The following is a 24,940-nucleotide window of genomic DNA, read 5'->3' as shown; positions in this document are numbered from 1 at the left end:
ATATGTCATTAAACAAAAAAGTTGGACTCTTTATCCCTTGCTACGTAGATCAGTTTTATCCTAAAGTTGCCATTGCGACGTTGGAATTGCTGAGGAAATTAGGCTGTGAGGTGAGTTATCCCATGAACCAAACCTGCTGTGGTCAGCCCATGGCCAATGCAGGGTATGAAAGGGATACTGTTGCTACGACCCAGCATTTTTTGGACACGTTCGAAAGCTATGATTATATCGTCTGTCCTTCTGGAAGCTGTGTCCACCACGTCAGAGACCATGCTCCTAGTATCGAAGGAAAAGAGAACAATCAAAAAGATATTCAGCAGAGAGTCTATGAACTGACTGAATTTATCACCGACATTCTTAAAATCACCGATATCAAAGGAAGCTATCCCCATCGAGTGGGATTCCATTCAAGTTGCCACGGTCAGAGGGGCCTAAGGTTGGCATCATCAAGCGAACTTAATCAGCCCGTTTTCAATAAAGCCAAAGAGCTTCTCGCAAATTTTGAAGGTTTGGAATGGGTAGAATTAAGTAGAAAAGACGAATGCTGTGGTTTTGGGGGAACATTTGCAGTGACTGAAGAAGCTCTTTCCATCCAAATGGGAAAAGACCGACTCCAAGACCATATCAGCAAAGAAGCAGAAATCATCATCGGGGGGGACATGTCCTGCATCATGCACCTTTCAGGAATTGCTTCCCGAAACAAGCAATCCATACAGTTCAAACATATTGCAGAAGTACTAAACGAGGCCATGCTATGAGTCATCCTATCCAAGCAGCAAAATTTCTAGAAGATAAATCAAATGCCAAATGGCATGACGAGACCTTGTGGTTTGTCCGGGATAAGCGTGATACATCGAGCAAAGGCATTCCAGAATGGGAAAACCTGAGGGAATTGGCATCCAGTATCAAAGATAATGTTCTCAGCAACCTCGATTCCTACCTTGTGGAGTTTGAGAAAAATGCGATCAAAAATGGCATAAAAATCCATTGGGCAAAAGATGCAGAGGAACACAATCAAATTGTCCTTTCTATCTTGAAAGAGAAAGACTGCAAGGCCATTGTCAAAAGTAAGTCCATTTTGACAGAGGAATGTCACCTGAATCCATATTTGGAAGAAAATGGTGTGGAAGTCGTCGATACAGATTTGGGAGAGCGGATTGTACAGTTCCTCAATCAGCCACCAAGCCATATCGTTCTGCCAGCAATCCACCTCAAAAAAGAACATATTTCGGAGATTTTCCATGAAAAACTCCAAACAGAAAAAGGGAATAATGATCCTTATTACCTAACACAAGCAGCAAGGAAACACCTTCGAGAAAAATTCCTCGCTGCTAAAGTTGCCATTACAGGAGTCAATTTTGGTGTTGCCGAAACAGGGGAGTTTGTAGTCTGCACCAATGAAGGAAATGCAGATATGGGTGTGCATCTGGCTGACACGCACATCGCTTGTATGGGGATTGAGAAATTGATCCCTAAGAGAGAACACTTGGGTGTGTTTCTCCGCTTGCTCGCTCGCTCTGCCACGGGGCAAAGCATCACCAATTACAATTCCCACTTTAGAAGTCCCTCCGAGGGAAAAGAGATTCATATCATTCTTTTGGATAATGGCAGAACCAAGCAGCTGGGAAGAGAGAAGTTCAGAAATTCACTCAAATGCATTCGATGTGGAGCATGTATGAATACTTGCCCAATCTATCGAAGAAGTGGTGGATACTCCTATGACAGTGTAGTCCCTGGACCGATCGGATCGATACTTTCGCCAGGAATAGATCTCAAAAAACACAGTTCTTTACCTTTTGCTTCCACGCTTTGTGGCTCCTGCTCCGATGTCTGTCCGGTCAAAATTAATATCCACGAGCAACTGTACGAATGGAGACAGGAAATCACCAAAGCTCAATCTTCTATCAATGCCAAAAGCATTGCTATGAAAATTGCCAATGGAATATTTTCCACCCCTTATGCATATAAGCTTAGCGGACAAATCATGCGAGGAAGCCTCAAAATCCTTCCAGAAAGCGTCACTTACAGCAATCTGAATACCTGGGGCAAGGAAAGAGACCTTCCTGAATTACCCAAGCAATCTTTCAAAGACTGGTACAAAAACAATGGCAATGAATAGTAGAGAACATATCCTTAGCGAAATCAGGAAGCTAAAACTTCCAAAATCTGAGCTTTTCGGAATTCCAATATTTGGTATTGAAGGTGATCTTTTAGATAGTTTCAAGCAAGCAATACTTTCGAATAAGGGAGAGGTAATTTCAGAAGATGAGTTAATAGATAGCCTTCAATCTGGAGGTTATATCAATATTTATACACCTTTAGATCAATATGCAACTTACAGCAATTGTGACCTTCCTGAGGATCCTCATGATTTCAGAAACCTTGATCTAGCAGTCGTTAGAGGGCATTTTGGTGTAGCAGAAAATGGAGCTATTTGGCTGGATGACACTGTACTCGCACATCGTGTTTTACCATTTATAACAGAGCATCTGATCATTGTATTGGATCAAAAATCAATCGTATCAAACATGCACGAAGCTTACAGCCGCATCGGTCAAGAATATTCAGGCTTTGGCGTATTCATAGCAGGTCCATCAAAAACTGCAGATATTGAACAATCCCTTGTGATCGGTGCACATGGAGCAAAAAGCTTGAGAGTAGTGATGCTAGGCAAAGAGAAAGAAAAAGGCATATTAACCTGATTAAATATTTTTAACCTGCACAATTCAAGCCTTTTGTTTTAATTATCTACAAGAATCACGTATTTTGCAAAATATTTAATTGAGCAATGATTCAGAAACTCTTTCCTTTAGACAAAAACTATATTCTAAGACAGGCGCAAACTGCCATGGAAGATAGAATGCTTGAATTGATGGTTTTTGAATTGAAGAGATCATACACGGTGCTTTATAATCCATTGATGTTGATGGACAATACTTTCAATCAAATCTTGGATGCGCATGATTTTCCTAAGGATAGATTAAAAGTCATCTATCACCAACTTTGCGGAGTTTATAGATATAAGTTTGGCTCTAATCAATTGGAATTACTTTTTGATGGAAGAACACATTTGGATAAGTTCCAAGAAGATTGGACAGGTCAATTAACCGACTGGATCAGAGAACTTGGACAGCATGAACAATATGTGAAGACAATGCTTCGTATGACTGTACTTTTTGATACGGATTCAAGAGCAGAGTGGTCAGAAAATCAATGCAAAGCATTTATCAATCAATACTTTGATTTAAAAATTGTCAAGAGAAAAGGCGAACTAAAGCTCAAAATAGCATAAGTTTTAATTTTCAGATTTAATATAAACAAGAAAGGCTCCGATGATCGGAGCCTTTCTTGTTTATTCTACAGTTACTGACTTGGCCAAATTCCTTGGCTGATCCACATTACAACCTCGCATCACAGCGATGTGATAGGACAGCTGCTGCAATGGAATCACAGAAAGCAATGGAACAAAGGCCTCTGCTGTATCAGGAACCTCCAATACGTGATCTGCCATTCCTCTTACCACGGTATCACCTTCGGTGACAACAGCGATAATCTTTCCTTTTCTCGCTTTTACTTCCTGGATATTAGAAACCACCTTTTCATAAGAGGTATCCTTAGTAGCAATAAATACTACAGGCATTTCTTCGTCAATCAAAGCGATAGGACCATGCTTCATCTCTGCAGCAGGATAACCTTCAGCATGGATGTAAGAAATCTCTTTCAACTTCAATGCTCCTTCAAGCGCAACTGGGAAGTTATATCCTCTTCCCAAATAAAGGAAGTTTCTAGAATCTTTATAGATCGCAGCAATTTTTTCGACATTATCATTCATGGTCAGTGCTCTCTCAACTTTAGCAGGTATTCCTTCTAGTTCGTTAAGAAGCTGTACATATTTGCTTTCTGTCAAAGTTCCTCTTTGGTATCCAAGCATCAGCGCCATCATGGTCAAGACCGAAATTTGTGCTGTAAAAGCCTTTGTAGAAGCAACTCCAATCTCTGGCCCTGCGTGGGTGTAGCAACCAGCGTGTGTTGCTCTAGCAATGGAAGAACCCACCACATTACAAACACCAAAAATAGTTGCCCCTTTAGATTTTGCCAGTTCGATAGCCGCCAAAGTATCGGCAGTTTCACCTGATTGGGAAATGGCAATTACAAAGTCCTTCTCACTGATTACTGGATTTCTATATCTGAATTCAGACGCGTACTCTACCTCCACAGGAATCCTTGCAAACTCTTCAAAAAGATACTCTGCTACCAAACCCGCATGCCATGAAGTACCACATGCGGTGATGATAATTCTATCTGCATTTTGGAACTTATTCATATAGTCTCTAAGACCTCCAAGAACCAGCCTGCCATTTTTTGCATCCAATCTTCCTCGCATACAATCTGCGATCGATTTCGGCTGCTCGTTGATTTCCTTCAACATGAAATGTTCGTAACCCCCTTTTTCGATTGCTTCAAGTTCCATTTCAAGCTTATTGATATATGGGTTGGTTTCCACATTTTCAATAGTTTTGATTTGAAGGTTGTTATCACGAATTACGGCAATTTCGTAATCGTCTAAGTAAATCACCTGATTGGTATATTCAATTATTGGTGTCGCATCTGAAGCTAAAAAATATTCACCTTGACCTACACCGATCACCAATGGAGAACCCTTTCGCGCTGCAATCAGCGTATCAGGCTCTTCCAAGTTCATAATTACAATAGCATAAGCACCAACAACCTTGTGAAGTGCAAGTCTGACAGCTTCCTCTAGGCTACAATTGTTGTTTTTATGAATATCTTCAATAAACTTCATGAAAACCTCAGAGTCTGTCTCACTTTGAAACTGGTAGCCTCTATTCATTAAATCTGTTTTGAGGACGTCGTAATTTTCAATGATACCATTGTGAATCATTGCAAATTGCTCGTTTGAAGAATAATGCGGGTGCGCATTTACATCATTCGGTTCTCCATGGGTTGCCCATCGGGTATGGCCGATCCCAATCTTAGATTTTAAATCTCCTTGTCCTAAAAGATGATTTTCCAATTCGGAAACTTTCCCCTTCTTTTTGTAAACATTTAGGCCGTCCTCGTCAATCAAGGCAACCCCAGCACTATCATAGCCACGGTATTCTAACCTTTTAAGACCTTTGATAATAATTGGCAGCGCTTCTTGCTGCCCAACATAAGCTACTATTCCACACATAAGTAAAAATATTTAAAGAATAAAGGTAAACTTTTTCAAAGTAAGAATGCAAAAACCCAACCGTAAAATAATCCATCCTAGATTGGACAAGAAAATTTTTCGGTTGGGGTCAATTAAGCTTTCAAGCTTCAATATTGATTTCTAAAATGCTCTAATTTTAGAATAATAAATTTTCAATTTGATATTGTTTTGATCTACTGTAAAGCCTCTGAATGATTTTTTGAAAATATCTCCACTTCCCTGTTGTGGTGGAGCCGCCGGAGTAAGTAGTAAATCATTTCTTTGAAGACCTTGTCTGTAAACTGCGTTCATGTAAGAAGTCATTCTTTGACGATAAGTGTTGATATTACTGTTATAACCCATATATGCCGGTATATCAGTAGCTGGCTCTAAACCTCCATTCTCATCTGACAACAATTGTGCTTGACCATCTTGTTGAACGGTCAAAAGCCTCCCCATACTGTTACTTAGAAATGAATTTGTCTCATCTGTAAAATACATTAACATAGACAAAGGGGGTCTATTCGTCGCCACATGATTCCCAACTGGACCTATTTCCATGGTGATTTCGTTAAAAGTCACATTTTGTAAAGTATCCAAAAACGCATCAATAGGACTTGTGTCAATTTTCATTACTAAACCAACATTTGATTTTATACCAACTCTATTTCCAACATCATATGATTGACCTGGCTGACTGATTACTGCGGTTGGTGTTCCACTTCTATCGCTATTCACAAAATTAAAATGCCTTGATTGGGCTGTTGTAATTGAGTAACCTCGTGATACGGTATCTCCTTCATTTTTATAATAAACAACTATACCAGTACCGTTTCCAACCCTTATTGAAGTTGACGTATTTTCTTCTGTGTTTCCCTGAAAAGCAATTCCAGAAATCAAATTTCTAAAGGTAAATACATCTCTAAATGCATCTCCTTTTTTCAATTCATCAAAAATAAATTGGGAGAATCCTGATTCCATTGGAACTGATACTATTGTATCTTGACTTGCAGAAAAGTTAAAACTTCCTGTTGCAATCGGTTCTGGCTCAAAATCCAAACGATCATAATTATAATAAATAGTATCTAAAATCCTTTCATTTAACAAGTGTACAGAAAGTGTTTTGGGAGTGCTTAAATCATCTCCAATAACTGTTTCAACTTGAAAATTAAATTTAACAGAATCCAATACGGCATTTTCATCAGGTCGAATACCTGTAGGACTGATCGCCAGACGACTAAATCCAATTCCTTCAGTTTTCCCAAAGAAATCATCATTTAAACCACCAACGACCATAGACCCCGCATTAGTAGTTATAAATGAGTCAAGCAAAACCATAGAAGCAGAAAGGGGTATTTCCGTATAGAAAACCCCTATCTGATTATTGTTGGGATCCAAGTCTAACCCTAAGGTAGAAGGATCGCTGCAAGAACTCGCAATGGATAATGTGATGAATAGACCTCCAACCAGCTTAGCTGGCAAGGTCGTTATAGATGTTGTAATAACTTTCAAAAAGTTGTTCTTCTTCGTCGCTGTTAATCTCACACTTCTTGTCTTTAGAGCACTCTTCAATTAATTGTGTTAATTTCTCTGAGATATCTTCGTTCTTGATGACTACGTCGGCGTATTCCATTCCAATTTTTAGGAATCCTTCATAGTCTTTAGATTTCAAAGGAGCGAGTATGGCATCATCAATATCAACCATTTTCACTTTCTCAAACAAATCGTCGCCAAATTTATGGGTAAATCCTGTATTATAAATAGCAAATACGGATTTTGTATCTTTAAATAACGGTTCGTTTTTGTAGGTAGTTTTCAAATACATTGGAATTAAACTTGTCATCCAATCATTACAATGTACCACATCAGGAGCCCATCCTAATTTTTTTACTGTTTCAATTACACCTTTACAGAAGAATATGGCTCTTTCGTCATTGTCTTCGTAGAATTTTTCCTGCTTATCATGAAAAACGTGCTTCCTCTGGAAATAGTCTTCGTTGTCTATAAAGTAAACTTGAAGTTTTGCATTAGGAATAGATGCAACTTTGATGATTAATGGTTTTTCTTCCTCACCAACAGCTATGTTGATTCCTGAAAGTCTCACTACCTCGTGCAACCTGTTCTTTCTTTCGTTAATCAAACCAAATCTAGGAACAAGAATTCGAATTTCCATACCTTTTTCTTGCATCGCCTGTGGAAGGGCTCTTACAAAATTAGCAACTTCAGAAGTTTGTAGGAATGGATTGATTTCGCTGGCAACGTAGAGAATACGAAGTTTAGACATATCTTGTTATTTTTTGTTGAGGGATAATACGGGACTACAAACTTACAAAAAAATTCCTTCAAATCCATTGTTTTTATCCGGAATAACATAGCTTTGCGGCTATTTTACATTTTCCAAAATATTCATATTGTGACAATCCTTAGGACCAAACAGGCTGTAAAATCAGCTTTACAGATTCTTAGAAATAGTCAAAAAACCATCGGATTTGTTCCCACAATGGGCGCTTTACATTATGGTCATTTGTCTTTAGTAGAAAGTGCAAAATTATCTTCTGATGTAGTAATTGTCTCTATTTTTGTAAATCCGACTCAATTCAACAACAAAGAAGACTTTGAAAAATACCCTATTACTATCGATGAAGATTTACTGCTCTTAGAAAAAAACGGGGTTGATTTTGTCTTTTTACCTAGTGTGGAAGAAATGTATCCGAGTCCTATTTTGCTAAAAATGGACTTCGGAGACCTCGACAAAACGCTCGAAGGAACCTTCCGTCCTGGTCATTTTAGTGGTGTTGGAGTAGTGGTTTCTAAATTGTTAAACATTGTTAAACCTGACAAATCCTACTTCGGACAGAAGGATTTGCAGCAAGTTGCAGTCATCAAGCGATTAGTTGCAGACTTATCCATTGATACAGAAATTGTCGTAGTTCCTACCATAAGAGAAGCCGATGGCTTGGCTATGTCTTCAAGAAATGTAAGATTAAATGCGGATGAAAGATTGACCGCAACCATCTTATACAAATGCTTGGATTTTGCCAAAGATGAACTTTTAGCGGGTGTCGATTGGTTTGTGATCAGAGAAAAAGTCACCAAAAGATTTCATGATGAACCAGAAGCAAGATTAGAATATTTTGAACTGGTAGAAACAGAATCTTTAGAAAAGCTTGAGCAAATAAAAGGACAGACCGCTGTCTCAATTTGTACAGCAGCATACATTGGCGATGTGAGATTGATAGACAACATTTCTATAGTTTAATTACCTTTGCACAAAAATTTGAATTCATGCATATTCAAGTATTAAAATCAAAAATTCATAGAGTAAAAATCACTCAGGCAGAGCTTCACTATGTGGGCAGTATCACAGTGGATGAAGACTTGATGGATGCAGCTAATATTATCGAAAACGAAAAGGTTCAAATCGTCAATGTCAACAATGGCGAAAGAATAGAAACTTACGTGATCAAAGGGGAGCGAGGCTCAGGTATGGTTTGTCTCAACGGACCAGCCGCTCGCAAAGCTCAAGTAGGCGATATTGTCATTATTATTTCTTATGCTTCTATGGATTTTGAAGAAGCAAAAGTACACAAGCCCGTATTGATCTTTCCTGACGATCATAATAAAGTGATATAATATTGAGACTTACTATCAAACAATGGATCCAGGTGGTGCTTTCCTTAGGGGTGGCCATCTGGATTTTTTGGTTTTTGTATAAGGACATCAGTCTTGCAGAACTTGCTGATGTAATCGCTGAGACATCCATCTTATGGCTTGGAGCTTCTTTCTTGATCGCTGTCTGGGGGTTTTGGCTTCGCGCTTGGAGATGGAAATTACTCATCGATGCTGGAGAAACTCATCATACCTCTACTTGGAGGGCTTTTTGGGCATTACAGATTGGATATTTGGCTAACCTAATCGTTCCTCGTGCAGGAGAAGTAGCGCGTTGCGGAGTTTTGAAAAAAACAGAAGGAATAGAAATGGGCAAACTCTTTGGAACGGTGATTTTGGAGAGAACCATCGATTTACTGTTCATGGCCTCCACGATTTTTTTAGCCTTTTTCTTTGAAAGAGAACTGTTTGTCAAGCTATTTTCTGAATTAATATCTTTGGACGGTCTTTTTGAAAAAATCAATAATGCCCTTCCTATTTTTATTGGTGGTCTAGTCATTGCGCTAATTTTCTTTTACTATCTATTCAATAAATATAGAGACAACAGTTTGATCAAAAAGCTGCGACATTTTGTAAGAGATTTGATCAAAGGAGTAGTCAGTGTAAGAAAGGTGAAGAATCAGCTCGGTTTCTGGGCTTCATCGGTAACAATTTGGGTCACTTATTATTTTACCATGTTTTCTGTGGCTAAAGCAATCCCAGCCACTGCCAGTTTGTCACCAAGTGCTGTTTTGATGGTCATGGTCATGGGAAGCATTGGCATGATTGCGCCTGTTCAGGGTGGAATTGGAACCTTCCATGCACTTGTGGCTTTCATTTTGATAAGGTATGGATTATCAGAGGAGCAAGGGAAAATCTTCGCAGCCATCATCCATGGAAGTCAAGTGTTGACCATCATTGCTTTGGGTTTATTGGCATTGGGAATTTTCTTCAAGATCACTGCCAAACAACAACCTAAATCTTCTTAAATTCGTAATACCAACAGTTAAAAAATAAAGCTATGATCATACTTATCGTCGTTGTATTCGGAATCGCGGGATTCGTTGTAAGCAACAGATTAAAAAGCAAATTCAAAAAGTATTCACAAACCCCACTTCAGGCAAACCTGTCTGGAAAGGAAATCGCTGAGCTGATGCTGGCTGATAATAAAATTTATGACGTGACAGTCAATTGTGTAGAAGGTCAGCTTTCGGATCACTATAATCCTGGAAACAAAACTGTAAACCTGAGTCCTGACGTCTATTATGGAAGAAATGCAGCAGCTACAGCTGTTTCTGCCCACGAATGTGGTCACGCAATTCAACATGCCACGGCCTATTCTTGGCTACAAATGAGATCCGCTATGGTTCCTATCCAAAATGCAAGTGGTAAAATCTTAAACATTGTATTGATTGCATCCTTGTTAGGTGGGTTTTTGATCAATCTCCCTTATGAAATAATTGGATTCATAGTAGTAGGAGCTTATGGAATTATGACACTATTCACATTAGTAACCTTACCCGTCGAATTTGATGCGAGTAGAAGAGCTTTGGCTTGGGTCGATCAGAGAAACATTGTTACGCGCTCAGAATATGCCATGTCAAAAGATGCATTGAAATGGGCAGCAATGACTTATGTAGTTGCCGCTTTAGCCTCTTTGGCAACATTGGCTTATTACATCTTTATTTTCTTTGGAAACAGAGATTAAAGAATTCTGGAAACCAAAACATTGATTTTGAGTTTACATAAGAGGAGCAAGTAATTGTGCCTCTTATTTTTTTGAATTATCTTTCAGGCGCAAAACAAATAACCCAAATATTGATATGAACTTTGAATATACAGAAGAGCACTTAGCAGTGCGCGATGCAGCGAGAGAATTTGCACAGGCGGAACTACTTCCTGGAGTGATTGAGAGAGATACAGAGGCAAAATTTCCCACCGAACAAATCAAGAAAATGGGAGAGTTGGGCTTCATGGGCATGATGGTGGACCCCAAATACAATGGTGGCGGTATGGATACCGTGTCCTACGTATTGGCGATGGAGGAAATTTCAAAAATCGACGCATCAGCATCAGTCTCTATGTCTGTCAATAATTCTTTGGTATGTTGGGGACTAGAAAAATATGGGAACGAAGAGCAAAAAGAAAAATACTTAAAGCCACTGGCATCAGGAGAAATCATTGGAGCTTTTTGTCTTTCTGAACCAGAAGCCGGATCAGATGCAACTTCTCAGAAAACTGAAGCCGTTTTAGATGGTGATCATTATATCCTCAACGGAACAAAAAACTGGATAACCAACGGAAATACCGCTAGTGTGTATCTCGTAATCGCACAAACTGACCCAGCAAAAGGACACAAAGGAATATCAGCTTTTATTGTCGAAAAAGGATTAGACGGATTTATCGTAGGTAAAAAAGAAGATAAGTTAGGAATCAGAGGCTCAGACACACATTCCTTGATGTTTACCGATGTGAAAGTTCCTGTAGCAAACAGAATAGGTGAAGAAGGGTTTGGATTCACTTTTGCAATGGAAACTTTGAATGGAGGAAGAATCGGTATTGCTGCACAAGCATTGGGTATCGCTTCTGGCGCTTACGAATTGGCTTTGGCCTATTCAAAAGAAAGAAAAGCTTTTGGAAAAACCATCAGTCAGCATCAAGCAATCCAATTCAAATTAGCAGATATGGCAACAAGCATTGAAGCTGCTAGATTGTTGGTCTATAAATCTGCTATTCTAAAAGATCAAGGAAAAGACTATTCCTATGCTTCGGCAATGGCCAAATTATATGCATCGCAAGTAGCGATGGACGTCACAGTGGAAGCTGTACAGGTTCATGGTGGCTATGGCTATGTAAAAGAATATCATGTAGAGCGCCTCATGCGTGATGCTAAAATCACTCAGATCTACGAAGGAACAAGTGAGATTCAGAAAATAGTCATATCACGAGCTATTTTAAGATAATCCAATTTGACTTCAGCTAAAAGGGTAAAAATTAAATTTTTTGCCCTTTTTCTTTTTTAGATGAAACTTTTATTAGATAAGTACAGTGATTTCTAGAAAATTATCCTAGATTTACAGAAAAACCATAAAACCTACTTTCATGGAATATTACAATAAAGTCATAGAATCCGTAGGAGTTCGCTTTCTAAAAGGCAATAACTATAAAATCGATAAATCTGTAAGTGTTGCGGACTATAATGATACCGAAAACACAGTGATTTTACTTCATCAAGGATCTCTCAAATTCTCAGAAGAAGGAGAGGGTGTAAATGAAGGTGAAGTTTTATTTATCCCTGCTGGTAGAAAAAGCAATGTGACATTTGGCTCAGTCAATAAAAAGTCTGACTTGACAAACGAAGCTTTTTTAGATAACAAAAGAAAATACCTCCAAACAATCAGTTTCAAGGATATCAAATCCTTAGAAGAGGATTGTATCACTGTAGTCAATTTTGACGCAAAGGTTTTTGATGTCGTAAATTTCTTCAATTCCTTGGGTATTCCTCCATTCGTCATCAGATTCAATGACAGAATAGCTACTGTAATCGAAGATATTGTTAAGGAAAATGAACAAAGTACTCCAGGAAAAGAGCGTGTAATTAAGTTGCACACCGAGCTCTTAGTCATCGAAATTGTTAGGCATATTTTGAAAAACAGACTCTTTGTTGAAGAATTATCTACAAATAGTACTTATTTCAAAGACCCTAGATTGATTGATATGTTCAATTATATCAAGAAAAATATTGGTGGTGATCTATCCAACAAGGTCTTGGCAAAAGTAGCCAATGTATCGGAAGATTATGTAGGTCAATACTTCAAAATGCTCACAAGTATCAATCCACAAGATTATATCGAATATCAAAGAATGGAAGCTGCTGTAGAATTGCTAAGAACTTCCAAGAAAAGTATCCGCGATATCGGCAAAGAGGTTGGATACAAAGACACCGCTTATTTCTGTAGAAGATTTAAGATGATGTATGGACTTCCAGCTGGTAAAATGAGAAGAAGAGAGTCACTAATTAATGTTCAAGGATAAATTCAAAACATTGATATATTCCAAAGCCTCAGTCAACAAACTGAGGTTTTTTTCTGCCCCATTGCCAATAACCACAAGGTCTGCTCCTGCTTGGTAAGCGATTTTGACTTTTTCCAGACTGTCTAGTCCACCCCCTACAATAATCGGAGCCGAAACCGCTTTCTTTACATTTTGAATAATCGCAGAGGAAACAGGTTTTTTTGCACCACTTCCTGCATCCAAATAGAAATAACGTAATCCCAAAAACGATCCTGCCAAGGCTGTTGCTACTGCTAATTCAGGTTTATTATTAGGTAAAGGAATAGTCTGACTGATATAGTTGACACTCGTAGCAACACCCCCGTCTATAAGCATATAACCTGTCGGCAAGACTTCCAGATTTGATTTAGCTAACAATGGAGCAATCGTCACATGCTGACCAATCAATAAATCTGGATTTCTCCCAGAAATTAAAGATAGAAACAGAATGCCATCTGCATGATTAGAAAATTGTACCACGCTGCCTGGAAAAAGAAGAATTGGTAATTCTGAATCAACTTCTTTTATCAATTTGATAATTCTGTCAATATCATTCTTCTCAATGAGGCTCCCTCCAATAAAAATAAAATCAAGGTTGAGCTGTGACATTTCTTTCACTTGCTGTAAAAAAGAAAGATCCTCGACTATTTTGTCAGGATCTATCAACCAAGCAAGGGCTTTTTTTCCTTCCTTGAGCAGTGCTTTTAATTTATTTTCAATCTTATTGCCCATCTTCTTTTTCTTCTTCTTGAGAAGAGAAATAGCCATTAATTAACTTGTCCCTGCCATAAGCTATGGCCATAGGGAGTAAAATTGCAGCCATTCTAGCGGTAAAACCGGATTGCTTTTTTGCATTCAACTTTGCTACAATCTCGTCATCCAAAAGACCTTCTTTCTCTAAGACGTTCATGATCTTTTTATTTTTGCTGTTCTTTTTACCTTTGAGCAATCTCACTAGACCGAAAGCAACAAGTCCTCCTGCTAATATTCCTGAACCAACTTTCAACCAATCTTGTGAATCTGACTTAATCAAATTCAATTGTGCTTGCAAAGTTTCTTCAAGCTCTTCGGCTTTTTTTAATAAGTCCTCTTTCATGGTCATTTATTTTTTGCCTCTGAAAATAAATGTTCTAAAAAATTGCTTGAAGGAATCAACCAAACTTTTTGACTCTCTGACCAGATATAGCAATACGAAGAGCAATAAATAAATTAAGGAAACGTAAAGAAATCCTTTGAAGGGTGAATACAAGATCTCTCCAAGATAAAATGCAAGGGAAAGACTTGCAAAGAGTAATATCATCAGTGACGACAATCCCATCAAAACTAAAATGAAAATCCTTGAAAATATATCGGAGAACTGATCTTGGATTTCACTCTTTACTATTTCTACACGAACTTCAATCAATTGCTTGATGGTCTGTATGATTTCTGAAACATTCAGCATAATCGTAATTTTAAAAATTCAATACTTGGTTTTAACAATACAATATACAGCAAAAAGCTGGCTACAAAAAAAATCCACCATCATACCTCGTTGTTTTCTGTATAGTACATATAAGTCAAGACGGTTTGCAAGGCTTTTCTAATTGCAATATTGATAGGGAATTGCTCTTGGGTCAACTGAAAATCAATATTGTACAGTTGAGAATAAGCATCACCACTAGAAGGTACTGCGGCGCCATCTTTAATCGCCAATGACGACTTTTGATAAAGCTCTGCCTTTTGCTCTTTAATAATCTTACAGGTAATGAGTTCCTTTTTACCTTCTTTATTTCTTCTGGCTGCACTTCCAAAAAGTCTACAAATCATCCCCCTATTTGCATAATCAGAACAAAACCCAGATTTACCGTCTTCGCTAAACGACTTATATATGATACAGTTCGCATCTTCCCCTACTTCGTCAAGCAATTCAAGTGCTTTTTCAGCTTTGCCTTTTTCATAAAGATCGAAGGCAAGCGGTAAAAACTCCAGTACTGATGCGTGGACATTCGGATTAGCGCAACAGGCGCCACAGCCACTGACACAAGACAGCTGACTTTGCTCCATAAATGCTTTTATTTCAATATCCAGTTCGGTAAATACCTGCCTGACTTCCAGCGACTTTTCACGTAAATTCATATACAACTCAATAAAAGTCTGCGAAGGTAACTCCAGTTCTGATGTAAAGCAAAATATTTTTTCACGCAACTTTTTTGCTCTAAATTCAATTAATACTAGGGTTAATTTCTCTAGTGTAAAAGAAAAATATAACTTTGGCGGCTTAATGTAATTTTTAAGCGGCTATTAATCGTTTTTTTATTAAAGTAAATAATTATGAGCGAACAAAACGGAAACATCGATCCTCAACAAGAAGAAAGAATCAGAAAAGCTTTCAAAGAAAGAGACTGGAACGAGATTAAAAGTGCAGACTCTTGGGCAATTTTTAAAGTAATGTCTGAATTTGTCGAAGGCTTCGAAAAATTATCTAAAATTGGCCCTTGTGTCTCCATTTTTGGATCTGCAAGGACACCTCGTGACCATCATTATTATAAAATGGCCGAAGAAATCGCTGCCAAACTTGTGAGACACGGCTACGGTGTAATCACAGGAGGAGGTCCAGGTATCATGGAAGCAGGGAACAAAGGTGCGCATTCAGAAAACGGAAAGTCTGTTGGTCTCAACATAGTACTTCCCTTCGAGCAATTCAATAATATCTACATCGATCCTGATAAGCTGATCACATTTAATTACTTCTTTGTAAGAAAAGTGATGTTTACCAAATATGCACAGGGCTTCGTCGTTTTACCAGGAGGATTCGGGACTTTAGACGAATTATTTGAGGCCTTGACATTGATTCAAACAAACAAAATCGGAAAGTTTCCTATTGTCCTAGTTGGTAAATCTTACTGGTCAGGATTAGTCGATTGGCTAAAAACCACCATGTTAGAAAACAAAAACATCAACGAAGAGGACTTAGACCTCTTTTCCGTGGTAGAAGATGCAACAGAGGCGGTAAAAGTTATAGACGAATTCTACAGCAAATATTTACTTTCCCCAAATTATTAAAAATTGCAAAAATTCCATGTATATATCATCTACGGACTCCTTGTCCTGCTTTTTGGCTTGTTTTTTCTGTATCAACCACAGAATAAACAAGCTGATATCAATTATGACGAAGTCTTAATCGAGCAAGAGGATGGGGAGAATCTCCGGATGATGATTCCTGATAGTAGAGCCAAACTTTTTGCCCTTCCAGAAAAAATTGATTTCGCAGGTGAAAATGTACCGCTAGAAATAGAAGAGGTCAGGGAGCGATATGAAAGGGAAATTTATGTAAATGCCTATTGGCAGTCCAACATGATTCTCTTGATGAAGCGCTCTGCGAAATATCTGCCCACAATAGAGCGCATATTGAAGGAGCACAATATTCCAGAGGATTTCAAATATTTGGCTATAGCTGAGTCGGGACTTCTTCACGTTACATCCTCTGCTGGCGCAAAAGGATTTTGGCAGTTTATGCCGGCCACTGCCAAAGAATATGATTTAGAAGTTAGCAATGATGTCGACGAGCGATATCACTTGGAAAAATCTACGCATGCTGCCTGCAGATATATCAAAGCTGCATACGCAAGATTTGGAAGTTGGACTTCTGTAGCAGCGAGCTATAATATGGGAATGGGAGGGCTTTCTCGAAGAAAAATTGATCAAAGGCAGAGTAACTATTATGACCTTTTGCTGAATGACGAGACAAGCCGCTATGTTTTTAGAGTCTTGGCTTTCAAAGAGATTTTTGAAAACCCAGAGAAATTTGGCTTCAATCTTAAAGCTGAAGATTTCTATAAGCTTCCCCTAACTCGAGAAGTAAAGGTTGATCAAAATATAAATGATCTAGCCGAGTGGGCAATTCAACACAACAGTAGCTACAAAGACTTAAAAATTCTTAATCCTTGGCTTAGATCAGGTAAGTTAAAAACTGCTAGAGGTAAAGATTACCTAATTCAGCTTCCTGTTTGATTTTAAGCAAAAAAATATTTTTTCTTATTCCATTATTGTTGATATCTTAACTGCATACAACTCTTAATTTTTATTGTCATTTTATGAAGAAGATCATTTATGCCCTACTTGGACTTATTGTGGTCATTGTTTTAGTGCTCCGAGGGGTTCCATTTCTCATCAACAGCTACCTCAATAATAATGCTGATAGAATCGTCAGCAATATGATCACCAGAACAAGTGGTTTTGGAAATCATCAAGTGACATTTGGCAAAATCAAACTTGATTATAACTACTTCGGCACTTACCTAGAGATCAACGATATCAAAATTGGCCCTACCGAAGAAATCCCAACAGATCAAGTCAAAGTAAATCTTCATTTGAAAGAAGCGAAAATTACGGGGTTCAAATGGGCAAGTTTTTTATTGGACAACTCGATCGAAATAGACTCAGCAAGCCTTGAAAACCTTGATGTGGTTACCTTGACTCCCCCTATGGATTCATTGAATCTGGAAAAACCCCAAGCTAAAAGGGAAAAGTCAAACAAAGATTATGATGTAATCGGAGTCAAGTCCATTGCTTTGAAAAATTTCAACCTCCAAAATAGGGATAGTCGAAATGACTCTACAAGACTCGATATTATCGATTTATCAGTATCTGCACAAGGGTTCGTATTGACTGAGGAGGATATCCAAAATCCAGCTTCACTTTTTGATGTTGCACTTGTTCATGGAGAAATCGGTGGAGTCAATCTTCACTTCGACGAATTTAGACAAGTAGCTTCATTGAAAAATCTTAAATTCGATACCAATGATCAAACGATGCATATTGAGCATTTCGATTTATTGAATAAACTCGATAAGTATGCATATACCACATCTTTCGACAAGAGAAAAGGCTGGATTCAACTTAAGAATGGAAATCTAGAAGTCAAAGGAATGGATTTCGATTCATTTTTAAGAAAAGGGGTCTTCGAAATAGATTCACTGATTGCAAGTAATATGGAGCTCGAATCCTTTACGAATAAAAGAGTCGCTGAAAATCTTGACAAAAGACCTGCGATGGTTCACGAAATCTTCGAAAACGTAAACACCAGCATTCATATTAAAAACACCCAACTGAAAAATGCTCATATATTGATAGAAGAACGTCCCGATAATGCTTCTCCAAAAACTGGAACTATCTTTTTTTCTGATCTAAATGCCAATATTAGCAGCATTAGCAATCATAAAAATGGTGTACACCAAGAAGAAAATAACCTGAAAATAAATGCCGAGGCGATGTTGATGGGTAAAGGAAAAGTCAACATCGAAATCAATTATGTTTTAGACGATTCTTTGGGAAACTTCAATATTAGGGGAAATCTAGGCAGAATCGCTCTTCAGGAAATCAACAGTATGGTGGAACCTGAGGCAAAGCTTCGCATCAAATCAGGCGTAATTGACAGATTAGATTTCAATGTTTTTGCCAATGATTACGATGGTGAGGGGGAAGTAATCGTGAGGTATGACAATTTGGAAATTGAGCTCCTTAATGATGAGTTTGTAAAAGATAAAAATCTACTTAGAAGAATTGGTTCCTTTATTGCGAGTAAGGTAATAATCAAGTCTCAAAATCCACGAAAAAATGGCGAGCTCCAGAAAGGAGTCGTCTATGCAAAACGAATTCAACATAAATCAGACTTCAATTATTGGTGGCAATTGATTTTTTCAGGTATCAAATCTACCGTAACGGGTGAAGACAAAGCTGCCATGATCAAAAGTGCCAACGAAAACGCTGATACTACAAAATAAAGTAAGAATAAAAATCAAGTTCTGCCAAATCCGCTAAACCAAATAGCCTGAATGCGGTTTATGAATCTGTAATCCTCTTGGGAAGCACGGATTTAAATCCCTATTTTTGCAAGCTTGATAAATAAAGGTTTAGCCCCTCCATGACAGAACCAATTACCGAAAAACAAGAATACATTGAGATCTATGGTGCACGCGAGCACAATCTCAAAAATATAGATATTAACATTCCTCGAAACAAGCTTGTAGTAATTACAGGCCTAAGCGGCAGTGGAAAAAGTTCTTTGGCTTTTGACACCATCTATGCAGAAGGACAAAGACGCTACATGGAAAGCTTTTCTGCTTACGCACGCTCCTTTTTGGGCGGAATGGAAAGACCAGATGTGGATAAAATCAATGGGCTTTCACCTGTAATCTCTATTGAGCAGAAAACCACCTCTAAAAATCCAAGGTCTACAGTAGGCACAGTTACAGAAATTTACGATTTCATGCGCTTACTCTATGCTCGTGCAGGAGAAGCATACTCTTATTTGTCAGGCAGAAAGATGATCCGTCAGACAGAAGATCAGATTGTCGAGCAACTTTTTGAGAGTTTTGGAGGAAAGAAATTATATATCCTCGCACCAATAGTAAAAGGAAGAAAGGGTCATTACAGAGAGCTTTTTGAGCAAGTCCGTAAAATGGGCTTTTCAAAAGTGCGTGTAGATGGTGTGGTCATGGATGTCATTCCTAAAATGCAAGTTGACCGATACAAAATTCACGATATCGAAATTGTCGTCGATAGAATTATAGCTGAAGAAGAAGACCGGTTCAGAATCACCCAATCATTGAAAACAGCTCTTCAACATGGGAAAGGCATCATCATGTTGAGAGATGAAGAAGGAAATATCCATCATTTTTCAAAATACTTGATGGATCCGACCACAGGACTTTCCTATGACGAACCTGCTCCAAACACTTTTTCATTCAACAGTCCCTATGGTGCATGTCCTTCTTGCAATGGTCTAGGAGTAATCGAAGAAATCACCAAGGAAAATATAATCCCTGATCCAAAATTGAGCATCACAAGAGGAGGAATTGCCCCTTTGGGAGAGTTTAGAGATATCTGGATTTTTAAAAAAATAGAAGCAATTCTCAAACAATATAAGTGTAGCATCACCACTCCGATAGGAAAATTGCCAGAAGAAGTCGTGGACATCTTACTCTATGGAGACAAGATGGAAGTAGAAGTGGGGTCTGTCAAATATCCTGGAACCACTTGGACGACAACTTTTGAGGGAATTGTCAACTTTCTGACCAAACAACAAGAGGGAAGTTCTGACAAAATCCAACAATGGGTGAGTGAATTTACCACGACCAAAGTATGCCCTGATTGTGAAGGATATAGATTGAAAAAAGAAGCCCTTCACTTCAAAATAGCTGAAAAACATATAGGAGAGCTGGCGGTGATGGATATCACTACACTTGGCAATTGGTTTGAAGATGTAGAGTCTAGAATGACCGAAAGGCAAAATCTTATCGGTAAAGAAGTATTGAAAGAAATTAGGAAGCGTATTGGTTTTCTTTTAGATATTGGCTTAGATTATCTTTCACTTAATCGCCCTTTGCGTACACTTTCAGGTGGAGAAGCACAGCGAATCCGACTCGCTACGCAGATAGGGACTCAGCTGGTTGGGGTTTTATACATCTTAGATGAACCGAGTATTGGCCTCCACCAAAGGGACAATGTCAAGCTGATCAAAGCTTTGCAGGATTTGCGAGATTTGGGCAACTCAGTCATTGTGGTTGAGCATGACAAAGACATGATGCTGGATGCAGATTTTGTGGTGGATATTGGACCCGGAGCAGGCCGACATGGCGGGCAAGTTGTCGCTTCTGGAACACCCACCGAGTTTTTGAAACAAAAAAGTATCACCGCTAAATATCTTTCTGGAGACCTGAAGATCAAAACACCTGAGAAAAGAAGAAAAGGAAATGGGGAGTTTTTGACTTTGAAAGGAGCGAGTGGAAATAACCTTAAAAATGTAACTCTTAAACTGCCACTCGGCAGCATGATTTGCGTGACGGGTGTTTCTGGTTCAGGAAAAAGTTCTTTGATTCATGAGACACTCTTTCCTTTACTAAATAGACATTTCTACAATTCTAAAAAAGAGCCATTAGAACATAAAGAAATAATTGGTCTCGATCTTTTGGATAAGGTAATTGAAGTGGATCAGTCGCCAATTGGCAGAACGCCTCGATCAAATCCTGCGACTTACACAGGTGTATTTACTGATATCCGGGCTTTGTTTACCGATCTACCAGAGTCAAAGATCAGGGGTTACAAACCAGGGCGATTTAGCTTTAATGTGAAGGGAGGACGGTGTGAAGACTGTGAAGGTGCGGGTATGAAGCTCATCGAGATGGATTTCTTACCTGATGTGCATATTCCTTGTGAAACATGTAAAGGAAAGCGCTACAACCGAGAGACTTTAGAGGTAAGATTCAAAGGAAAATCTATTTCGGATGTGTTAGATATGACTGTAGAGCAAGCAGTAGAATTCTTCACATTTCAACCTAGGATTCTTAGAAGGATACAAACGCTAAATGAAGTTGGGCTAGGATATATCACACTTGGTCAACATGCTACGACACTCTCAGGTGGAGAAGCTCAAAGGGTGAAATTAGCAACCGAGCTTTCAAAAAAAGATACTGGAAAAACTTTCTATATCCTAGATGAACCCACCACGGGTCTACATTTTCAAGATATTGAGCATCTTTTAGAGGTTTTGAATAAATTGGTTGATAAAGGAAACTCAGTACTTGTCATTGAGCACAACATGGACATCATCAAGGTGGCAGATTATGTGGTAGATCTAGGTCCTGAGGGGGGGCAAAAGGGAGGAGAAATTGTGACGCAAGGAACTCCAGAGCAAGTTGCCAAACACAAAAGCAGCTACACTGCAAAATTCTTAAAAGAAGAATTAGCCTAAAATCACAATTTGACTATCAAACATGCTGAGCTTCCATTGATATAATTGCTATAAGGTCTTACTTTAGTGTGATTATCTTTGATACTGAACATGAACAAGACAAGACTATATTGGATACTACAGATACTAGGTTGGTTGGCCTTTGCGCTGATCAACCTTTTTCTTGTGTCTTTAGAGCGTGGGATTTCTTCTGTTCAGATTCGTGCTTTTTTGACTTTGGCTGCATTTTATCTGATTTCTACCCATGGACTTAGATATGTTATCAATAAATATGGTTGGTTCAACCTAACTTTCGGTCAGCTCATATGGAATACTTTTCTTGCGCTATTGGTACTCGGTATATCGAATACCGTTGCTCAGATCATCATCAACTGGGGCTTTGATATACTCAATCCTGTAGCTGATTTCAGACCAGTGAGTATTGCTGGGAATATATTTGTCAGCTTCTTGTTTTATTCACTTTGGGTGATGCTTTATTTTCTCTTTCACTTTTTGGACAATTATAACCAAAGTCTAAAGTATCAAGCTAAAATCAATGAAATACAGCTAAATCACCTTAAAAGTCAGCTCAATCCACATTTCATTTTCAATGCGCTCAACAGTGTTCGCGCGCTTGTAGATGAAGATCCAATAAAGGCCAAATCAGCTATAACACAGCTTTCGAATATTCTCCGTTTTTCTTTGATGATGGACAAGAAACGGGTAATCGATTTCGAAAATGAATTCAACACAGTCAAAGATTATCTTAATCTAGAAACCATCAGGTTTGAAGAAAGACTAAGTGTGCGATACGAAATAGAGAATGAAGCCTATGATTACAGGATTCCACCCATGATGCTGCAGACTATTGTCGAAAATGCCATCAAGCATGGAATTTCAAACCGGCTCAAAGGAGGTGAAATCATTATCAAATGCTATGAAGGATTGACTGATGACTTGTATATTCAGGTCAAAAATAGCGGACAGCTGAAAAGTCAACCATTTGCAAAGAAGAAAAACGGAGAAGGGCATGGCATCACAAACACCATTCAAAGGTTGAAATTAATTTATGGTGAGCGTGCAACCTTCAAAATATTCAATTCAGGTAACGATTTTGTCATAACTGAAATAAAAATTCCAAAACAAAGCCTTACATTAGGTTAAAATTTAAAAAACAATGAGAGCACTAGTAATCGACGATGAAAGATTAGCAAGAAAAGAGCTAATCAATTTATTATCTCAATATGATCATGTAGAAGTTGTAGGCGAAGCTGCCAACGTGGATGATGCAAAAGAGAAAATAGACGCGCTCTTGCCAGATGTTGTTTTCTTGGACATTCAAATGCCTGAGAAGACAGGTTTTGATCTACTAGAAGAATTGGACAATGTACCTCATGTAATATTTACTACCGCTTACGATGAATATGCTTTGAAAGCATTTCAAGTCAATGCATTAGATTATTTATTAAAGCCAATAGAACCAAAAAGGCTTTCTGAAGCCATAGAGCGACTTCAAAAGAAGCTTCAAGATCAAGTTCAACACAGTGAAGAATCTTCAAGCAAAAGTGAGGACAAGAAGCTAACCTTAGACGATCAGGTCTTTGTAAAAGATGGAGACAGATGTTGGTTCGTAAAATTGATCAATGTGAGGCTATTTGAATCAGACGGAAACTACATCAAAGTTTATTTTGAAAACAACAAACCAATGATTCACAAATCATTGAATGCTCTTGACGAAAGATTAGATGAAAAAGCATTCTTTAGAGCGAGTAGAAAGCACATCATCAACTTGAGTTGGGTGGAAGCCATAGAGCCTTGGTTTAATGGTGGACTTGTAGTCACACTCAAAGGTGGAGATAGAATCGAGGTTAGTAGAAGACAAGCGGCAAGATTCAAAGACATGATGAGTCTTTAATTCTTTTGACTATTTCAAAAGAGAATAAAAAAGTTTAAAATTATTGATTCTACAAACATATTTTTGTAAATAGAATCTTATATAGGATTTTATACACATAAAAACCTATTTGTTAATCCTAATAACGTAACATTTCCCATAAACCACTTATGAAAGAGGAAAGAATTCTGATCGTTGAGGACGATGTAAATATTGCCGAAAATATCGAGGAGATTTTAGAACTTTTAGGCTATGTCAACATAGATATCGCAAACTCTGCAAATCAGGCAATCAAAATTGTAAAGAAATATCGCCCTGATATGATATTTATGGATATCAAACTGAAAGGTGATAAAGATGGTATTGAATTGGGCGAAATCCTGAAACAAATGGTAGATGTACCATTGGTTTTTGTGACTTCTTATAGTGACCCGACTATCATCGAAAGAGCAAAAAGAATAAATCCAGCAGGCTTTATCGTGAAGCCTTTCAACACCAATGATATTCATGCTATTGTAGAGATTGTTCTTTATAATAAGCGAATCAACCCTGTATCGGACCAAGCTTCTGTCAAATCAAAAGATGAAAGCCCATACTTAGTAACAGATGCTGTCTACATCAAAGCGGATAATGCTTATGAAAAAGTCCCTTATGTAGATATCTATTATGTAGAAGCCAATGGCAACATGGTCACCATCTTTACAAGACACCGGAACTATACCATTAGAAAATCGATGAAAGATATGGAGGAAAAACTTCCTTCCAACCTTTTCCTGAGGGTACAAAAATCATTTATTGTACAACTAGGGCAAATCGAAAACTTCAATACCAAAGAAATCACACTGGAATCTGGAGCGGTCGTACAAGTCGGAAGACAGTACTATAATAGCTTCCTAGCCAAATTGAATACAATTACTGAAAGTTAAAAAAAAGGTGAGCAAGACTCACCTTCTTTTTTTATCATTAAATCAAAAATTTTAAAAACTTAGCTAGCCAAGTAAAATTCGTGCTTACCTGAAGCTGTTAGAAACTGGCATTTTTTGAAAAGTTCATGGAACTTACTCTCTAAGTCTGATTTTTCACCGTAAAACTCTGCGATCACCTCTCCATTTTTATTGATGAAAGTAATAACAGGCTCTGCCTTTAAGTCAGGTAAATCTAATTCTATATGCATTGACAAAGTTTCTGCCTCTTGTCTAATTTCATTAGCATGGACCGAAGTCAACTGCTCACCAAGTACCTTGTTTTCTTGTGCACCAGCACTAAAAACGATCGTAAGTGCCATGATTAATCCTAAAAAGGCACACACATTTTTCTGAGTTAAAATTGAAGTATTCATATTATTTTTTTTGTAAGGTTTTTTAATTTCTGTCCATTCCAAATGCGGACAATTATCTTATGCCAAAATCTGATCCTTATTTTATAAAATATTGATTAA

At 38.0% G+C, this 24,940-nt stretch carries 25 protein-coding genes; 17 read left to right on the top strand and 8 right to left on the bottom strand.

Annotated features, from left to right (window positions below):
- Window positions 1-2 precede the first annotated feature (2 nt).
- From IEV57_RS01475 to IEV57_RS01460, 4 genes are all read left to right on the top strand, one after another.
- Entirely contained in the window at window positions 3-758 is a 756-nt protein-coding gene (locus IEV57_RS01475) for a (Fe-S)-binding protein (protein WP_188438887.1), read from the top strand.
- On the top strand, window positions 755-2,119 hold the full coding sequence (locus IEV57_RS01470; RefSeq protein WP_188438885.1) for a lactate utilization protein B: 1,365 nt from the start codon (window positions 755-757) through the stop codon (window positions 2,117-2,119). The genes IEV57_RS01475 and IEV57_RS01470 overlap by 4 nt, the downstream gene beginning before the upstream one ends.
- Window positions 2,112-2,702, top strand: a complete 591-nt coding sequence (locus IEV57_RS01465; protein ID WP_188438882.1) for a LutC/YkgG family protein — start codon at window positions 2,112-2,114, stop codon at window positions 2,700-2,702. Before IEV57_RS01470 ends, IEV57_RS01465 begins: the two co-directional genes overlap by 8 nt.
- 86 nt (window positions 2,703-2,788) lie before the next feature.
- The gene (locus tag IEV57_RS01460; protein ID WP_188438880.1) at window positions 2,789-3,292 is read left to right on the top strand and encodes a hypothetical protein; all 504 of its coding nucleotides are present in this window, start codon (window positions 2,789-2,791) and stop codon (window positions 3,290-3,292) included.
- Between the two features lie 60 nt (window positions 3,293-3,352).
- Here the strand turns inward: IEV57_RS01460 and glmS are convergent, their stop codons facing one another.
- From glmS to IEV57_RS01445, 3 genes are all read right to left on the bottom strand, one after another.
- Window positions 3,353-5,194 (bottom strand): glutamine--fructose-6-phosphate transaminase (isomerizing), encoded by a 1,842-nt coding sequence (glmS, locus tag IEV57_RS01455; RefSeq protein WP_188438878.1) that lies wholly within the window; start codon window positions 5,192-5,194, stop codon window positions 3,353-3,355.
- A 141-nt stretch (window positions 5,195-5,335) separates the two neighbouring features.
- Window positions 5,336-6,706 carry a DUF4270 family protein gene (locus tag IEV57_RS01450; protein ID WP_229744200.1) on the bottom strand — a complete coding sequence of 457 codons (1,371 nt, stop codon included), beginning with the start codon at window positions 6,704-6,706 and terminating at the stop codon, window positions 5,336-5,338.
- A complete protein-coding gene (locus IEV57_RS01445) occupies window positions 6,666-7,478 on the bottom strand; it encodes a glycogen/starch synthase (RefSeq protein WP_188438876.1) in 813 nt (270 codons plus the stop codon). The genes IEV57_RS01450 and IEV57_RS01445 overlap by 41 nt, the downstream gene beginning before the upstream one ends.
- Before the next feature lie 129 nt (window positions 7,479-7,607).
- Between IEV57_RS01445 and panC the strand changes: the two genes are divergently transcribed.
- The 6 genes from panC to IEV57_RS01415 all read left to right on the top strand — a co-directional run bounded on the left by panC (window position 7,608) and on the right by IEV57_RS01415 (window position 12,877).
- Window positions 7,608-8,453, top strand: coding sequence for a pantoate--beta-alanine ligase (panC, locus tag IEV57_RS01440; RefSeq protein ID WP_188438874.1), 846 nt, complete (start codon window positions 7,608-7,610; stop codon window positions 8,451-8,453).
- Window positions 8,454-8,479: 26 nt separating this feature from the next.
- On the top strand, window positions 8,480-8,827 hold the full coding sequence (gene panD / locus IEV57_RS01435) for an aspartate 1-decarboxylase (protein ID WP_188438872.1): 348 nt from the start codon (window positions 8,480-8,482) through the stop codon (window positions 8,825-8,827).
- Window positions 8,828-8,829: 2 nt separating this feature from the next.
- Window positions 8,830-9,831 (top strand): lysylphosphatidylglycerol synthase transmembrane domain-containing protein, encoded by a 1,002-nt coding sequence (locus tag IEV57_RS01430; protein WP_188438870.1) that lies wholly within the window; start codon window positions 8,830-8,832, stop codon window positions 9,829-9,831.
- A gap of 32 nt (window positions 9,832-9,863) precedes the next feature.
- The gene (locus IEV57_RS01425; protein WP_188438867.1) at window positions 9,864-10,550 is read left to right on the top strand and encodes a zinc metallopeptidase; all 687 of its coding nucleotides are present in this window, start codon (window positions 9,864-9,866) and stop codon (window positions 10,548-10,550) included.
- Window positions 10,551-10,665: 115 nt separating this feature from the next.
- Entirely contained in the window at window positions 10,666-11,805 is a 1,140-nt protein-coding gene (locus IEV57_RS01420) for an acyl-CoA dehydrogenase (protein ID WP_188438865.1), read from the top strand.
- Window positions 11,806-11,944: 139 nt separating this feature from the next.
- The gene (locus tag IEV57_RS01415; protein ID WP_188438863.1) at window positions 11,945-12,877 is read left to right on the top strand and encodes a helix-turn-helix domain-containing protein; all 933 of its coding nucleotides are present in this window, start codon (window positions 11,945-11,947) and stop codon (window positions 12,875-12,877) included.
- On the opposite strand, the gene IEV57_RS01410 is transcribed toward IEV57_RS01415, so the two are convergent.
- The 4 genes from IEV57_RS01410 to IEV57_RS01395 form a co-directional block, all read right to left on the bottom strand.
- Window positions 12,857-13,663 carry a phosphoglycerol geranylgeranyltransferase gene (locus tag IEV57_RS01410; RefSeq protein WP_373282200.1) on the bottom strand — a complete coding sequence of 269 codons (807 nt, stop codon included), beginning with the start codon at window positions 13,661-13,663 and terminating at the stop codon, window positions 12,857-12,859. The genes IEV57_RS01415 and IEV57_RS01410 overlap by 21 nt on opposite strands.
- Window positions 13,617-13,991, bottom strand: coding sequence for a hypothetical protein (locus IEV57_RS01405; RefSeq protein WP_188438861.1), 375 nt, complete (start codon window positions 13,989-13,991; stop codon window positions 13,617-13,619). Before IEV57_RS01405 ends, IEV57_RS01410 begins: the two co-directional genes overlap by 47 nt.
- 6 nt (window positions 13,992-13,997) lie before the next feature.
- Window positions 13,998-14,339: a phage holin family protein gene (locus IEV57_RS01400; protein ID WP_188438859.1), complete on the bottom strand. Its 342-nt coding sequence runs from the start codon at window positions 14,337-14,339 to the stop codon at window positions 13,998-14,000.
- 80 nt (window positions 14,340-14,419) lie between these two features.
- Complete coding sequence (locus tag IEV57_RS01395; RefSeq protein ID WP_188438858.1) at window positions 14,420-15,013, bottom strand: YkgJ family cysteine cluster protein; 594 nt, start codon at window positions 15,011-15,013, stop codon at window positions 14,420-14,422.
- 195 nt (window positions 15,014-15,208) lie between these two features.
- Here IEV57_RS01395 and IEV57_RS01390 point away from each other — a divergent pair, with 195 nt between their 5' ends.
- From IEV57_RS01390 to IEV57_RS01360, 7 genes are all read left to right on the top strand, one after another.
- Window positions 15,209-15,940, top strand: a complete 732-nt coding sequence (locus IEV57_RS01390; RefSeq protein WP_188438856.1) for an LOG family protein — start codon at window positions 15,209-15,211, stop codon at window positions 15,938-15,940.
- A gap of 3 nt (window positions 15,941-15,943) precedes the next feature.
- Window positions 15,944-16,888, top strand: a complete 945-nt coding sequence (locus tag IEV57_RS01385) for a lytic transglycosylase domain-containing protein (RefSeq protein WP_188438854.1) — start codon at window positions 15,944-15,946, stop codon at window positions 16,886-16,888.
- Window positions 16,889-16,971: 83 nt separating this feature from the next.
- On the top strand, window positions 16,972-18,660 hold the full coding sequence (locus IEV57_RS01380) for an AsmA family protein (protein ID WP_188438852.1): 1,689 nt from the start codon (window positions 16,972-16,974) through the stop codon (window positions 18,658-18,660).
- A 140-nt stretch (window positions 18,661-18,800) separates the two neighbouring features.
- A complete protein-coding gene (uvrA, locus tag IEV57_RS01375; RefSeq protein WP_188438850.1) occupies window positions 18,801-21,629 on the top strand; it encodes an excinuclease ABC subunit UvrA in 2,829 nt (942 codons plus the stop codon).
- Window positions 21,630-21,719: 90 nt separating this feature from the next.
- Window positions 21,720-22,772 carry a sensor histidine kinase gene (locus IEV57_RS01370; protein ID WP_188438848.1) on the top strand — a complete coding sequence of 351 codons (1,053 nt, stop codon included), beginning with the start codon at window positions 21,720-21,722 and terminating at the stop codon, window positions 22,770-22,772.
- Window positions 22,773-22,785: 13 nt separating this feature from the next.
- On the top strand, window positions 22,786-23,523 hold the full coding sequence (locus IEV57_RS01365; RefSeq protein ID WP_188438846.1) for a LytR/AlgR family response regulator transcription factor: 738 nt from the start codon (window positions 22,786-22,788) through the stop codon (window positions 23,521-23,523).
- Window positions 23,524-23,672: 149 nt separating this feature from the next.
- Window positions 23,673-24,428, top strand: a complete 756-nt coding sequence (locus IEV57_RS01360; RefSeq protein ID WP_188438844.1) for a LytR/AlgR family response regulator transcription factor — start codon at window positions 23,673-23,675, stop codon at window positions 24,426-24,428.
- Window positions 24,429-24,487: 59 nt separating this feature from the next.
- On the opposite strand, the gene IEV57_RS01355 is transcribed toward IEV57_RS01360, so the two are convergent.
- The gene (locus IEV57_RS01355) at window positions 24,488-24,787 is read right to left on the bottom strand and encodes a hypothetical protein (protein ID WP_229744199.1); all 300 of its coding nucleotides are present in this window, start codon (window positions 24,785-24,787) and stop codon (window positions 24,488-24,490) included.
- Window positions 24,788-24,940: the final 153 nt, after the last annotated feature.

This window comes from Belliella aquatica, from assembly GCF_014637795.1.
Classification (GTDB): domain Bacteria; phylum Bacteroidota; class Bacteroidia; order Cytophagales; family Cyclobacteriaceae; genus Belliella; species Belliella aquatica.
Note: the sequence above shows the minus strand (reverse complement) of the source record. Positions and strands in the feature narration are given on the sequence as shown.